Source organism: Microseira wollei NIES-4236 (assembly GCF_020521235.1).
GTDB classification, from domain to species: Bacteria; Cyanobacteriota; Cyanobacteriia; order Cyanobacteriales; family Aerosakkonemataceae; genus Microseira; species Microseira wollei.
In genome coordinates this window covers 1-15,677 of the sequence record NZ_BLAY01000210.1, presented here as the reverse complement: position 1 = coordinate 15,677, position 15,677 = coordinate 1, and the positions used below count along the sequence as shown (strand labels likewise).

The following is a 15,677-nucleotide window of genomic DNA, read 5'->3' as shown; positions in this document are numbered from 1 at the left end:
ATATTCAAAACATCTTTAGCCGCGTCACGGGTGGAAACATTTCTAATATTGATGGTTTGATTCGAGCGAATGGCACGGCTAATTTATTTTTATTGAATCCGAATGGGATTATTTTTGGGCCGAATGCGAGGTTAAATATTGGTGGTTCGTTTCTGGCTTCTACGGCGAGTAGCTTCAAGTTTGCTGATGGGGTAGAGTTTAGCGCCACCAATCCTCAAGCTCCACCTTTACTGACTGTAAACGTTCCCATTGGTTTGCAATTTGGAACTAATCCAGGAAATATTTTAGTGAAGGGGCAAGATTTGAGGCGATCGCTGCCAATAAATCCGGCAGATGTAGAAGAGGTCGTTGAACGCGAAATTGAATTTGAACAAGAATTTGTCGATGACCCTATCGGTCTGCAAGTGGATCCAGGAAGAACCTTAGCACTTGTGGGTGGTAATATCTTCCTAGAAGGCGGATTGCTGAAAGCTCCATCAGGACGGATTGAGTTGGGAAGTGTTGCAGGTGAAAGTATTGTCAATCTCAACTCAACAGCAACAAGTCTAACTTTAGGCTATCAAGGCGTGCAGAACTTTCAAGATATTCAACTGTCGAAACAAGCGGTTGTTTTTGTTAGCGGTTCGGGTGGCGGGGACATTCAGATACAAGGTAGGCGCTTTACCCAGACTGGAAGGTCGCAAATGCGGGCGAATAACTTGGGTTCAGAGGCAGGAGGAAATGTTATAATTCGCGCTTCTGAATCGGTAGAATTGATCGGCAGCCCTATAATAGATCGGCTTCCCACCTTAGTGACGGCTGTCACGTTGGGAGAGGGAAATTCTGGCAACATCACTTTTGAAACCCCGCAGTTCAAGATTAGAGATGGAGCGGCGGTGTTAATTGGCACAACAGGCAATGGGTCTGGAGGAACCTTGACGGTACGCGCTCCTCAGTCAGTAGAAGTCAGAGGAAACTCATCTGATGTGCCGTTTATCCTTCCCAGTGGCTTGCTTGCCGTGACCCTTGGTACTGAAAAATCAAAGTCTGGTGATGTGACCATTGAAACCGGAAGCTTGCTGGTTCAGGATGGAGGAGCGATCGCTATCGGTACTGGTAGTGAAGGCAATGGAGGCACCCTGACTGTGCGTGCTAGTGAATCCGTAGAGGTGAGAGGACGCTCCAACAATGTCTCTGAAATTACCAGCATCGTCCTAGCTGCAACCTTCGGCGCTGGAAAATCCGGTGATGCGATCGTAGAAACCAAGCGGTTGATTATTCGAGATGGTGGTGTCGTCGGCATTGGCACGATCGATAAGGGGGATGGCGGTACCCTAACGATACGAGCATCTGAGTCAGTAGAAATCACTGGAAGTACAACTATTTCCAAAGATCCCTTTCCTAGCAGCTTGACTGCTGGGAGTATTAGTAGTGCAGATGTCAGTCTCCTGCCTTTCCCGATCGAGACCCCCAGTACAGGAGATGTCGGCGATATCACAATTGAAACTGGGCAGTTGATTATCCGGAACGGAGCGCAGGTAACATCTGCTACCAATAGTGTGGGTAAAGCGGGAAATATTACAGTAACAGCAGAGGCAATAGAACTGAGCGGCACTTTACCCAACGGGCAACCGAGTGGCTTGGCTGCTAGCACTTTAGGACTTGGAGACGCTGGAAACGTGACGCTCGTCACTGGACGGTTGATTGCTAAGGATGGAACGCTAATAGGCGTTGCCACAACAAATCAGGGCAAGGCCGGAAATCTTACTTTGCAAGCTCAAGAGATAGAACTGATAGGGCGATCGCCAGATGGGAAGTCAGGCAGCGGTTTGGGTGCTGGGACTCAAGGTGCTGGCAACGCAGGCCACGTGAGAATAGAAACGGAGAGATTGACTCTCCGGGATGGAGCTGAGGTATCGGTTGGCACGGTTGGTGCGGGTAAAGCAGGAAATCTGACTGTAATAGCAAAAGATGTGCTGCTGACCGGATTCGGTACTTCACCCAACGCTCCTAATGGCATAGCTCCCAGCAGCTTGTCTGCTCAAACCATTGGTCAGATTACTAAAGACGCTGAAAATGAGTCGATCGTTCTTAGATCTGGAAACGCTGGAAATGTCACAGTAGAAGCCGAGCGATTGATTGTCCAGAATAAAGCAGCGATCGTAGCAAGCAGTTTGTTTAGTAAAGGAAATGCAGGAACAATTACAATACGTACCTCTGATTCAGTAGAAGTAACGGGAGGCAGTATCTTGGGTGCTATAACATTTTTCAGCACCGGAAACGCTGGAAATGTGACAATTGATACGGGAGAGTTAACGCTGCGAGAGGGTGGAGCGATATTGGCTGGAACTTTTTTTAGCAAGGGCGATGCAGGAACGATTACGGTACGTGCCTCTGAGTCAGTGGAACTGAGTGGAGTTGCACTCGATGGACAGCTTAGTAGTTTAACTGCAACAACTCAAAATGGTGGCAAAGCCGGAGATGTGGTGATTAAAACAGAACAGTTGACCATCCGCGATCGCGCTCTAGTCAGTGTGAGCAGTTCCAGCAGACAACAGCAGCCAACTCCACAGCTAGCTCAACTCTCTCGAGAACAGCAACAGTCACTTCAACAGTTTTTAGCATTGCTGGAGTTAACAGATGTATTTATCCAACCTCCAGCAGATCCGGGTAGCATAACTATCCATGCAAGCTGGCTGCGTTTGGATAACCAAGGCTCGCTCAACGCTGCATCTGAAACTGGGAATGGTGGGAATATTACCGTGCGATCGCGCAACATCCAATTACGCCGTCAAAGCCAAATCTCTGCTGCTGGTAGTCCAACTGGTATCACTTCTGAAGGCAATATTGGCATTAACAGCCAAAGTTTAGTTTTGTTGGAAGGTAGTCGAATCATCACCAGTGCTAACGATCCTAGAGGGGGGAGTAATATTGCGATCGCACCCCGCAACGATCTAGGATTGGCAGTTTTTCAATCTTTAGATAGCATCATCAACGCCCGTGGCGAACTAAATATCGAAGGAGATATTCAACCAGACCCACCAGATATTCCCCAAATTGAAGTGGTTGATGCCACCCGGCAAATCGTTCAAGATTGTCCTACAGGTACAAGGTTTGCAGATAACGAATTTTTCATCACCGGACGGGGCGGCATTCCACCGACTCCCAGAGAAGCACTTTCCCACAATGCCATTGAGGTGGATTGGGTTACTCCTAACCCACAGGTGCAGGGGAGCAGGGGGGCAGGGGAGCAGGGGAGCAGGGGGGCAGGGGAGTCGCCTATTCCTAGCGAAATTGTAGAAGCAACTGGGTGGGTTAGGGGTGCCAATGGCGAGGTAATTCTTACTGCTAATCCGCCAACTGCAACGCCTTACGAAACTTGGTATCGTTCAATTCTCTGTCCTGCACCGCAATCGAATAATTAATCACTGGGTTTGTCGATGTAGAAGCGATCGCTCTCTATAAGTTCATCTAGACTTGGGGAACCATTTGCAGTATAATCTAACGCCATCATTGCGGCAAAACCTTCTTGCTTGTGCTTATGAAAGGGTGCGATCGCCGATTAGGGTTGCTAGAAACCAGCGTTCTGTTTTGTTTATTCGTCGCTGAACCAACGGCAGCACAAATTGTTCCGGATGCTACCTTGCCAAATAACTCCACGGTCAACCTACAGGGAACGAGGAGTGTAATTGAGGGAGGAACAACCTCAGGTGGGAACCTATTCCACAGTTTTCGGGAGTTTTCGGTTCCCACAGGTGGCGAAGCTTTTTTCAATAATACTGGTGATATTCAAAACATCTTTAGCCGCGTCACGGGTGGAAACATTTCTAATATTGATGGTTTGATTCGAGCGAATGGCACGGCTAATTTATTTTTATTGAATCCGAATGGGATTATTTTTGGGCCGAATGCAATGCTTAATATTGGCGGTTCGTTTCTAGCAAGTACTGCGAGTGGATTCAGGTTTGCCGATGGGACTATTTTTAGTGCGACAAATCCTCAAGCTGCACCTTTATTAACAATTAGCGTACCGATTGGTTTGCAAATGGGAACCAATTCAGGAAGCATTGTTAATCGAGCTAATGCTGTTACCAATAGTGACGGTTTTCCCCTGGGACTCCAGGTGCCAACGGGGAGAAGTATCGCACTGGTGGGAGGCGATGTTGTCCTAGAAGGTGGTGGATTGAATGCGCCGGGAGGTCGAATTGAATTGGGGGGTTTGGCGGTAGATGGAACGATTGGATTGGCGGTAGAAGGGAATACACTGCGCCTCAATTTTCCATTCGTAGGGGCAATCCCCCCGTGGTTGCCCCTACGGGCAAATGTCACGTTGGCGAATGATGCAAGAGTGAGCGTGCGGGATGCAGGAGGCGGAGATATTGTTGTCAATGCCAATAATTTGACGGCTACCAATGGGGGACGATTAGTTGCCGGAACAGAAGGTTTGGGAAATGCCGGAGATATTATCGTTAATGCTAATAACATTAGCCTTTCTGGTGTCGGAGCCAGCGAAGTTGAGAGCGGTTTCTCGAATCAAGTTATTTCCGGTGCTTCTGGCAATGGGGGTAATATTTTCGTCAATACTGGGTCGCTCTCATTAACCAATGGCGCTCAACTGAGTACCGACACCGATGGATTGGGGAAGGGTGGGAATATATCGATCGTGGCTAGGGGCAATGTTTCCCTCTTTGGAAAAGATACTGCGATTTTTAGCGATGTGAATCGAGGTGCTATTGCTCAAGGAGGTAATATTTCCATCCAGGCAGAAACAGTGTCCATATTTGATCGTGCGAAACTGAGTGCCAGCACTTATGGACAGGGGAATGCTGGCAGCATCTTGGTGCAGGCAAATGGAGCAATTTCTTTCGACAATAACGTCATCTTAAGCAAAGTTGGCAGTGTAGCAGAGGGAAATGGGGGTAACATCACAATCGCTGCTAGTTCACTTTCGTTAACCAATGGCGCTCAAATTCAGACTGATATTAACGAAGCTTCCGAAACGCGCCCTGGGGGAAGAGGAAATGCTGGGAACGTCAGAATTGATGTGCGTGACGCGGTGACAATTGCCGGAGGGAATAAAGACGGATTCGGCACTGGCATCTTGAGCGATGTGGGAGCTGGAGCGGTGGGAAATGGGGGTGATATCAATATTACAGCAGGCTCGCTTTCCTTAACTGATGGCGCTCAACTGGTAACTGGAGTGGGCGGAACTTTCAATTCATTTCCTGGTGGACGCGGAAACGCTGGGAACGTGAATATTAATGTGCGCGATGCTGTCACCATTATTGGGGGGAATAAGGAACCTAGCAGTGCTGTTTTGAGCATTTTGAGATCTGGAGCTGTAGGCAATGGAGGCAACATCAATATTACGGCTGGCTCCGTCTCCTTCACCGATGGCGCTCAACTGGCTGCTGGAACTGAAGGACAGGGGAATGGGGGAAATATATCGGTGCAAGCAATTGGCTCTGTTTCTCTGTCCAACAATAGCGGCTTTATCAGCGATGTACAATCTGGAGCTGTGGGTAATGGGGGCAATATCACTATCCGAGCTGGGTCGCTTTCATTGATCGATGGGGGTCAAATTGTAACTGTCGTTAGAAAAGCCTCTGAAACTCTGCCTGCTGGACGGGGAAACGGCGGAAATATAACAATTGGCGTGCGCGATACAGTCACGATGACTGGAGGAAGTAGCTATGTCATCCGCAGTGGTTTGTTCACCACGGTGGAAGCTGGAGCGATCGGTAACGGTGGTGACATTGACATCCAAGCTGGATCTCTCTCAATGACTAATGGGGCTAATGTGTCGGCTAGCACCCTTGGACAGGGGAATGGTGGCAACATCTTTATTGGGGTGAGCAGTTTAATTTCCCTTGAGGGAGGCTTGGTTACCCCTGAAGGAGGAGTTATTCCCATCTTAATTAGCAGCACTGTTCTTCCTGGAGCCGTGGGGAATGGCGGCAACATCAAGATTGAAGCGGGTTTGCTCTCTTTAACGAATTTTGCTTCCATCGACGCCAATACTGCTGGGCTGGGAAATGGTGGCAACATCTCGGTGCAGGTGAGGGACTCCCTATCTCTGACTGAGGATGGGGCTAGCATCTCCAGTATTGTGGCACCAGCCACTGATTTGGGACAGGGAGGAGTGGGAAATGGTGGCAAGATCGAGATTCAGGCAGGTTTGCTCTTTTTAACTGGTAGGGCTAGTATCAGTGCCAGCAACCTGGGTGGAAAAGGGGATGCTGGCAGTATTTCGCTCCAGGTAGATGACTCGGTTTCTCTAGCAAACGACAGCTTCATCTCCACGACTGTAAATCGTGAAGCTGTAGGCAAGGGGGGCGACATCAATATTATGGCTGGCTCCCTCTTTTTAACTAATCGCGGTAGCTTGTTTGCTGGCACTCTTGGACAAGGGGATTCTGGCAGCATTTCAGTGCAGGTAGATGGCTCGGTTTCTCTCGCTGGCAGCTTTGTCAGCACCAGCGTGTCCTCGCCAGGAGTCGGCAAGGGAGGAGACATAAATATAAAGGCTGGCTCTCTCTCTTTAACCGATGGTGCTGGCTTGTCTGCTGGCACTTCTGCACAAGGGGATGCTGGCAACATCTCAGTACAGGTAGATGACTCGGTTTCTCTCGCTGGAACTGGTAGCTCCATCACCACTAGCGTGTTTTCTGGAGGAGTCGGCAAGGGAGGTGACATTAACATCAGAGCTAATTCGTTCCTTACTACCAGTGGTTCGTTTTTTTCTGCTACCACATTTGGACAAGGAAAGGCTGGCAATATAGCCATTGAAGCCCGCGATACCATCTCCTTTGATGGAGGTAGTGCCTTTAGCACAGAGGAAGCAACAGCAAATGGCAATGGTGGAACAATTCGGCTCACAGCACCCACTCTCTCTTTAACCAATAGTTCCAGAGTCTCAGTCACCAGTGTTGGGCCAACGGGAGCGGGTAATATCGAAGTTGATGCAGGTTCTGTCCGACTTGATAACAGTTTTCTCGCCGCTGAAACTGTGGCAGGCGATCGCGGGAATATAGAAGTGCGCTCCTCTTCCCTCATCCTCCGCAACAGCGACATCAACACCGACGCCAGAGGTGCAGCAACCGGAGGCAATATCAACCTCGACACCGATGTATTAGCTGCCCTCAACAATAGCGACATTCGTGCCAACGCCGAACAAGCAGCTGGCGGTCGAGTGACGATTAACACTCAAGCAATCTTTGGCGCACAACCCCGCACCAGGGAAGAACTGCAAACCCTACTCAACATAAATGACCCCAACCAATTAAACCCTGGACTGTTACCAACTAGCGATATCACCGCCATTTCCCAACAGGGAGGCCCCGATCTCCAAGGTACTGTGGGAATTAATACCCCCGATGTTGACCCCAGTTCTGGATTAATCGAATTACCAGCCAACTTCGTCGATATCACCGGACAAATCGTTCAAGATTGTCCAACGGGTACAAGGTTTGCAGACAACGAATTTTTCATCACCGGGCGGGGCGGCATTCCACCGACTCCCAGGGAAGCACTTTCTCACAATGCCATTGAGGTTGATTGGGTCACTCCTACTCCTAACCCACAGGTGCAGGAGGGCAGGGGGGCAGGGGAGCAGGGGGGCAGAGGGGCAGGGAAGCCGCCTATTCCTACCGAAATTGTAGAAGCTACTGGGTGGGTTAGGGGTGCCAATGGCGAGATCATCCTTACTGCTAACCCGCCAACTGCAACGCCTTACGAAACTTGGTATCGGTCAATTCTCTGTCCTGCACCGCGACCAAATAATTAATTGCCAAACCAAAGGAAACCGTCCTATGACCCAAATACTAGACAAACCAAAAGACCAGCGCCTCATCCATCGGGGTATGACTTGGGAACAGTTTAAGCTGATTCAAGCTGGGTTTGCTGATGCTCCCGGCATCAGGCTGTTTTATTTTGAAGGTGAGGTAGAAATCTTGGCAATTTCACAAGACCATGAATTTTTTAGCGAAACAATTTCTGGTCTGTTGTTCATTTATTGTATGGAGAAAAGAATTACATTCGCTCCTACAGGCAGTTTTACCCAAGAAAAAGAAGGGGTAGCTTCCGCACAAGCTGATAAATCCTACTTTATTGGTAGAAATAGATCGGTTTCATCGCCTCCAGACTTGTCAATCGAGGTCGTATTCACCAGCGGCAATGAAAGGAAGCTAAATCGCTATCGGGCATTAGGCGTGCCTGAAGTCTGGTTTTGGGAAGATGGTTTATTCAGCCTTTACTACCTGCGAGATTCTGGTTACGAAAGGATTTATCAATCTATTGTTCTACCAGACCTCGATATCGATTTGCTGACCAGATGTTTGCTAATAGCGGATACGGTTGAGGCAGGTTTGGAGTTTCGACGAGGGATTAGCTAAGGGCGCAACTAAAATTTGACAATATCGCAAAAATATGTATAAAAACCACTATAGAATTTTCCCATCTTTATTGAAGCGCGCGCACCGTTGGGGAAGCGTTCTTTTACTTTTAACCATGTTCTTGGGCGCAGCAGCATTGCCAACAGTCGCCCATATTGCAGCTAACCCTATCGTTCAAGGTGTATCTGATGCCCAAGGGTTGATGCAACAGGGCAGAACTTTGTACGAAACCCAACGATTTTCTGAGGCGGCTATTATCTTGCAACGGGCATTAACTGCTTTCCAAAGTGCGGGAAACAAACTTTGGCAAGCGGCGACGTTAAGCAATCTCTCTTTGGTTTATCAGCAATTGGGAGAATGGTCTGAGGCAGAAAAGGCGATCGCGTCATCTCTCTCCCTCCTGGAAACTAAACCCGATCCAACTCCGGGTAAAGAGCGATTCTCCTCCGGAGACGCTACGCGAACGCACATTCTCGCCCAAACCCTAGATGTTCGAGGTCGCTTGCAACTCGCACGGGGACAAGCGGACTCAGCTTTAAATAGCTGGAAACGGGCGGCTGAGGTTTATGCACATATGGGAGACACATCGGCAGCGATTCGCAGTCGCATCAATCAAGCTACTGCTATGCAAGCTTTGGGACTTTACCGTCAAGCTCAGAAAACCCTGGCAGAAGCGAACGAAATTCTGCAAAAACAACCCGATTCTGCGCTCAAAGCGGCGGGAATGCACAAACTGGGCAACGTTTTGCGAATTAGCGGCGATTTAGACCGGGCTGAGGCTGTTTTGCAGCAGAGTTTGGCTGTGGCGAGAAATGTGCGTTCCCCTCAATCTATCAGCGAAGCGCTACTCAGTTTGGGCAAGATTGCCCAAGTTAGAGGAGACAGCCAAAGTGCTTTAAATTATTACCAACAAGCGATCGCTTCTTCTCCCTCCCCGGCGCTCAAAATTCAAATTCAACTCAATCAACTGGGCTTATTATTAGAAGATAAGCAATCTAATGCGGCTGCTGTTTTATGGCCTTCAATCCTCTCGCAAATTGATAGTTTACCTTCAAGTCGAACAAGTGTTTACGCGCGCATTGACCTCGCCCGCAGTTTGATGAAAATGTCGGCAGGCGGGACGCCTACCCCACAAGATTCTCAGGCAGGCGAGACGCCTACCCCACAAGATTCTCAGGCAGGCGGGACGCCTACCCCACAAGATTCTCAGGCAGGCGAGACGCCTACCCCACAAGAGTTTTTGGGGAGATCTAGTAGGGATGGACAATTGAGCAGTGAGATTGCACAGATGTTGGCGCAAGCTGTGCGAGATGCACAAAACCTGAAAGACCGACGGGCGGAATCTTATGCGCTTGGTACTTTGGGGGAATTGTACGAACATACTCAGCAGGAATCCGACGCGCTTAACCTCACCCAGCAAGCATTGCTAATTGCTCAAACGATTGATGGGGGGGATATTGCTTATCAATGGCAATGGCAGATGGGACGGTTGCACAAAACCCAAGGAGAGATGGAAAAAGCGATCGCATTTTACGAACAAGCGATCGCCACCCTCCAATCTTTGCGTTCCGATTTAGTGGCGATCGATTCCAATGTGCAGTTTTCTTTTCGCGAAAGCGTGGAACCCGTTTATCGACAGTTTGTCGATTTGCTGTTGGGTTCGCCTGACGCTCAACCCACTCAAGAAAATCTCCTCAAAGCGCGTCAAGCTATTGAATCATTACAGTTAGCAGAATTAGATAACTTCTTTCGAGAAGCTTGTTTGGTAGCCAAACGTCCGATTGATGTTGTTGTCGATCAAGACCAAACAGCAGCATTTATCTATCCAGTGATTTTGCCAGAACGCATCGAAGTGATTTTTAAATTACCGCAACAACCATTGCGTCGTTATAATACTTCTATTGCTCAGGCAGAAGTAGAAACTATTTTAGCACAATTGCGGCAAAAATTGACAGAACCAGACACGGTGAAAGAAGCTCAATCTCTTTCCCAAAAAGTGTATAATTGGTTAATCCAACCTGCTGCTAGCGACTTAGCCCAGAGCCAGATTAAAACATTAGTATTTGTGCTAGATGGTGCGTTGCGAAATATCCCGATGGCTGCACTTTACGACGGTGAGAAATATCTGGTGGAAAAGTATGCGTTCGCTCTCACTCCAGGGTTGCAATTAGTCGAACCCAAACCTGTAGAACAGATCCAATTGCAAGGTTTAATTGCCGGAATATCCGAATCGCGGCAAGGCTTCCCACGACTCAAATACGTCGAAAACGAACTCCACCAAATTGGCACGGAAATTCCCGGTCAAACGTTTCTCAACCAGCAATTTACCACCCAAGTTTTCAACAACCAAATTAACCTACAGCCATTTCCCGTCGTGCATTTAGCGACTCACGGTCAGTTTAGTTCCAATGCGGATAGAACGTTTATTCTTGCTTGGGATAAACCGATTAAAGTCAACGAATTAAACAGTCTGCTGAGAAGGAGAGATCGACGCCAACCCGCAGCGATTGAATTGCTCGTCCTCAGTGCTTGCGAAACCGCGACAGGAGACGGACGAGCTGCGTTAGGATTAGCTGGTGTGGCAATTCGGGCAGGGGCGCGCAGTACTATCGCTTCTTTGTGGCAAGTAGAAGATGAGTCTACTGCCTTATTGATGAGTCAATTCTACCAAGGAATTACTAACAATCAACTCACAAAAGCCGAATCTTTGCGTCAAGCACAGCTGGCGCTGTTGCAAAATCCTCAATACAAACGTCCTATGTCCTGGGCACCCTATGTTTTAGTGGGAAACTGGCTTTGATATCATGTCCGGTGGTATCATAATAAAGCCGGGGGCGGGTTTAAGAAAATATTTCATGGTTCCACAGATTGATATCATGTCCGGTTGCATCGGTATTGCATCCGGGCGGGGCGGGTTTAACGACATATGCAAGTGGTTCCGCAGGCTGATATCATGTCCTTAAGATTACCCATAATTAGCAGCCGGGACACGGCATGATTAACGTTATCTGTTTGTCCGAGATATCTATCATGCCGTGTCCCTACGCAACAACGGGGTCAGTTTTTTATTATGGGCAATTCAACGGACATGATATGACTGGTAAAACCCGCCCCTACAACATCAAAAATTATACACAACCGATGCTACAGGACACGATATGATTGGTAAAACCCGCCCCTACATAAACCCGCCCCGATAACCTCTATTATCTTCTTCTTCTTGGCGAACAGGCGCGTCTTGGCGGTTGATTTAAAAGACGGGTCATACAAGCAGATTTGATATAAACTGTATGGGTGCGATCGCGTAGCGTGCTACGAGCTGAGCGCTCACGCCGAAGTCCGGAGGCATATTCCGATGTCTTTGCACCTACAGAACAATCGACGATATCATGGCTATGGAAGCGCAAAAAGCCGTATAATTTCCCATGAATGCAAAACAATCCGAACATACCGCACTCAACTTTAAACGCCCGGAATTGCTTGCCCCAGCAGGTAATTGGGATTGTGCTAAAGCTGCTGTGGAAAATGGGGCGGATGCGATTTATTTTGGTTTAGAGCGGTTTAATGCGCGGATGCGATCGCAAAATTTTACCGAAGCAGATTTACCCCGCTTGATGGAATTTTTGCACCGCCGAGGTGTAAAAGGCTACGTAACTTTTAATACGCTCATCTTTCCGCGCGAACTAACAGAAGCTGAACAATATCTCCGCACTATTATTGCAGCGGGTGTGGATGCAGCGATCGTTCAAGATGTGGGAATTTGTCGTCTAATTCGTCACCTATCGCCAGATTTTCCCATCCACGCTTCCACTCAAATGACCATCACCAGCGCCATTGGGGTAGAATTTGCTCAGTCTTTGGGTTGTCAGTTAGTAGTACTTGCTCGCGAATGTTCGCTTAAAGAAATAGATAAAATTCAGCAACAAATAGCCGAAAAAAATGCTTCCCTGCCTTTAGAAGTATTTGTACACGGTGCTTTGTGCGTGGCATATTCGGGTCAGTGTTTGACTAGCGAAGCATTAGGAGGACGTTCGGCAAATCGTGGCGAATGCGCTCAAGCTTGTCGGATGCCTTATGAGTTAATTGTCGATGGAAAAGTGGCAGATTTGGGTAACCGGAAATACCTTTTAAGTCCCCAAGATTTAGCAGGGTTAGAGATATTACCAGAGTTGGTCAAAGCTGGTGTCAGTTCTTTGAAAATTGAAGGGCGTTTGAAAAGTCCTGAGTATGTGGCAAATGTTACTCGCGTCTATCGCGAAGCATTGGATCGGGTGGAAGAGGACGCGGGGAGAGAAGAGGACGCGGGGAGGAGTTTTTCTGTTTCTTCTGCAGAACGCTATAACTTGGAAATGGCATTTTCTCGCGGACTTTATACGGGTTGGTTTGAGGGAATTGATAATCAAGAATTGGTTCACGCCAGGTTTGGGAAAAAGCGGGGAGTTTATTTAGGGGAAGTGATTCGCATCCGCAATGAAAAGATAGCGTTGCGGTTAGAAGCGCCCGTTAAACCTGGGGATGGAGTTGTGTTTGATTCTAATCACCCGGAAACAAAGGAAGAAGGCGGTCGAGTTTATGCGGTGGAACAAAAAGGTTCCGAAGCGCTGCTGACTTTTGGACGAGGGGATTTAAACCTGCGACGGATACAAGTAGGCGATAAAGTTTGGAAAACTAGCGATCCGGAATTAGACCGCAAACTGCGTCAGAGTTTCGCTGGGGAAAATCCGAAATTTCAGCGTCCGATTGGGTTGGAAATTTATGGGGAAGTAGGGGAGAATTTGATGGCGATCGCTCGCGACGAATCCGGTAATATCGTGCAGGTAGAATCTGCCATTCCCCTAGCAGCAGCGCAGAATCAACCCCTGACAACGGAACGTTTGCAAGAACAATTCGGACGCCTGGGCAATACTCCTTTTTGTTTAGGAAGATTGACAAATCACCTGAACGGTGCTGTGATGTTGCCCGTGAGCGAATTGAACCGCTTGCGGCGGGAAATTGTCACCCAGTTAGAAGCATTGAGGGCGAAACCTAAACGTTGGGAATTGCGGAAAGATGCTGCTATTACAGATTTATTGCCAGTTAAAGAAACTGTTGCACAACTAGAGCATAACTCTTGTGGGGAGGGCATCTTGCCCGCCGCACAACTAGAGCATAACTCTTGTGGGGTGGGCATCTTGCCCGCCTCAACAGGGACGGGCGAGACGCCCATCCCACAAGACATCCCACAAAATATCCCACAAGACATCCCACAAAATATCCCACAAAACATCCCACAAAATATCCCACAAAACATCCCACAAAACATCCCACAAAACTATCAACCAAATACCGCAAATTTCCCTGGCCCTAATTTAATTGTGTTAGTGCGTTCTATGCAACAACTGCAAGCAGCACTGGAAGCGGGAATTGAAACCATTTACTGCGAATTTGAAGACAACCGTGCTTATCGCAAAGCAGTGCAGTTTGTGCGGGATAATCAAACAGTTTCTCACCAAACAATTTGGGTGGCACCGCCGCGAATTACCAAACCAGGGGAAAATTGGATTTTGCAACAAGTGCGTTCCTGCGAAGCGGATGGATATCTGGTGCGAAACTACGACGAATTGCAATTTTTTGGTGCAGATAGATGCATCGGGGATTTTTCCCTCAACGTCGCCAATGCTTTAACGGCGGATTATTTTAAGCAGCAATTTAAATTAGAAAGGTTAACGGCATCTTACGATTTGAATATCAATCAATTGGCAGACTTGCTTGTGAGTTGTCCGCCTAATTGGTTTGAGGTAACAATTCACCAACACATGCCGATGTTTCACATGGAACATTGCGTTTTCTGTGCGTTTTTGTCCGAGGGAACGGATTATACTAACTGCGGTCGTCCTTGCGAAAAGTATGAAGTGAAAATCCAAGACCGTGTCGGCACAGAACACATTCTGCACGCAGATGCAGGTTGTCGCAATACGGTATATAACGGCACCGCACAAACAGGTGCAGAGTACGTGCAGCATTTGCGATCGCTAGGATTGTGCAACTTCCGCATCGAATTCGTCAACGAAACACCCGCACAAGTAACCCAGACAATTAATCGGTATCGTCAACTACTGCAAGGAGAAATAACAGCTTCCCAACTCTGGCGAGAACTAAAACTGCAAAATCAACTAGGGGTAACTCGCGGTTCTTTGGGATTAACATCTACGTGACACCGACAAGGCACTGTTCGTAGTAGGCGCTAAAGCGCCGCAACCATCACAATAGATCGATTTCATCTCTTTGGGATTAACATTTACGTGACACCGACAAGGCACTGTTCGTAGTAGGCACTTTAGCGCCGCAACGACTAAACTGTTCGTAGTAGGCACTTTAGCGCCGCAACGACTAAACTGTTCGTAGTAGGCGCTTGAGCGCCGCAACCATAACTATAAATAGATTTCATCACAAAATAACTAACATGTACGAATATCGCCGCTTAACGCCAGAACAAAAAGCAAAATTGGTTCAAGAGCGCAAACTTCGTGGTTTTCCACCCCACGAACCTCCTCACCCCGTGCGCGACCAAGTTTTTTACATATTGACAGCAGCTTGTTACGAACATCGGTGTCACATGAAATCCGAGGAGCGTCGTCAACAAATACTCAATTTGCTCTTTGAAAATTTTATAAACCTAGGGATGGAAATACGAGCTTGGGTTGTTTTGCCGAATCACTATCATTTATTAGTGAAGGTTAATAGTGGCGCCCAAGCGCCTACTACTAACTATTACGATTACGGCGCCCAAGCGCCTACTACTAACTTTGATAATTTGGGACAAATATTTCGTTCAGTTCATGGTGTTTCTTCTCGGCAATGGAATTTGTCAGACAATGTAACTAAACGTAAAGTTTGGTTTCGTTACAGCGATCGCGCAATTCGTTCGGAAGGGCACTATTATACAACCTTGAACTATATTCACTACAATCCCGTCAAACATGGATGGGCAAAATCTCCTTATGATTGGGTTGAAAGTAGCGTACATTGGTATTTAGAACATTACAAAAGGGAATGGTTAAGAGACTTGTGGGTTAAATACCCCGTTCGAGATTATGGTAAAGAATGGGATATTTAGGTTCCTAGTAGGGGATTTATCCCCGTGAGTCGAGGTCCTCAAGTACCGACTACTCACTCAAAGTTAGTTGGATGACACAATTGGTTCCTAGTAGGGGATTTATCCCCGTGAGTCGAGGTCCTCAAGTACCGACTACCAACGGTTCCTAGTAGGGGATTTATCCCCGTGAGTCGAGGTCCTCAAGTACCTACTACTCACTCAAAGTTAGT

Annotated in this window: 7 protein-coding genes; all 7 read left to right on the top strand. The window is 47.8% G+C overall.

The genetic code is table 11. The features are described from left to right. The coding region (locus MiSe_RS41700) for a two-partner secretion domain-containing protein (RefSeq protein ID WP_226591915.1) at window positions 1-3,404 on the top strand (3,404 nt) is incomplete at its 5' end. A gap of 116 nt (window positions 3,405-3,520) precedes the next feature. After that, window positions 3,521-7,765, top strand: coding sequence for a two-partner secretion domain-containing protein (locus MiSe_RS41695; protein ID WP_226591912.1), 4,245 nt, complete (start codon window positions 3,521-3,523; stop codon window positions 7,763-7,765). Window positions 7,766-7,790: 25 nt separating this feature from the next. After that, complete coding sequence (locus MiSe_RS41690; RefSeq protein WP_226591910.1) at window positions 7,791-8,372, top strand: Uma2 family endonuclease; 582 nt, start codon at window positions 7,791-7,793, stop codon at window positions 8,370-8,372. A 34-nt stretch (window positions 8,373-8,406) separates the two neighbouring features. Then, a complete protein-coding gene (locus tag MiSe_RS41685) occupies window positions 8,407-11,172 on the top strand; it encodes a CHAT domain-containing protein (RefSeq protein WP_226591908.1) in 2,766 nt (921 codons plus the stop codon). Between the two features lie 230 nt (window positions 11,173-11,402). Continuing rightward, on the top strand, window positions 11,403-11,534 hold the full coding sequence (locus MiSe_RS51580; RefSeq protein ID WP_264196921.1) for a hypothetical protein: 132 nt from the start codon (window positions 11,403-11,405) through the stop codon (window positions 11,532-11,534). Window positions 11,535-11,797: 263 nt separating this feature from the next. Continuing rightward, on the top strand, window positions 11,798-14,566 hold the full coding sequence (locus tag MiSe_RS54235; RefSeq protein ID WP_264196920.1) for a U32 family peptidase: 2,769 nt from the start codon (window positions 11,798-11,800) through the stop codon (window positions 14,564-14,566). A gap of 248 nt (window positions 14,567-14,814) precedes the next feature. Continuing rightward, on the top strand, window positions 14,815-15,468 hold the full coding sequence (locus MiSe_RS41665) for a transposase (protein ID WP_226591906.1): 654 nt from the start codon (window positions 14,815-14,817) through the stop codon (window positions 15,466-15,468). The last annotated feature ends 209 nt before the right edge of the window (window positions 15,469-15,677 follow it).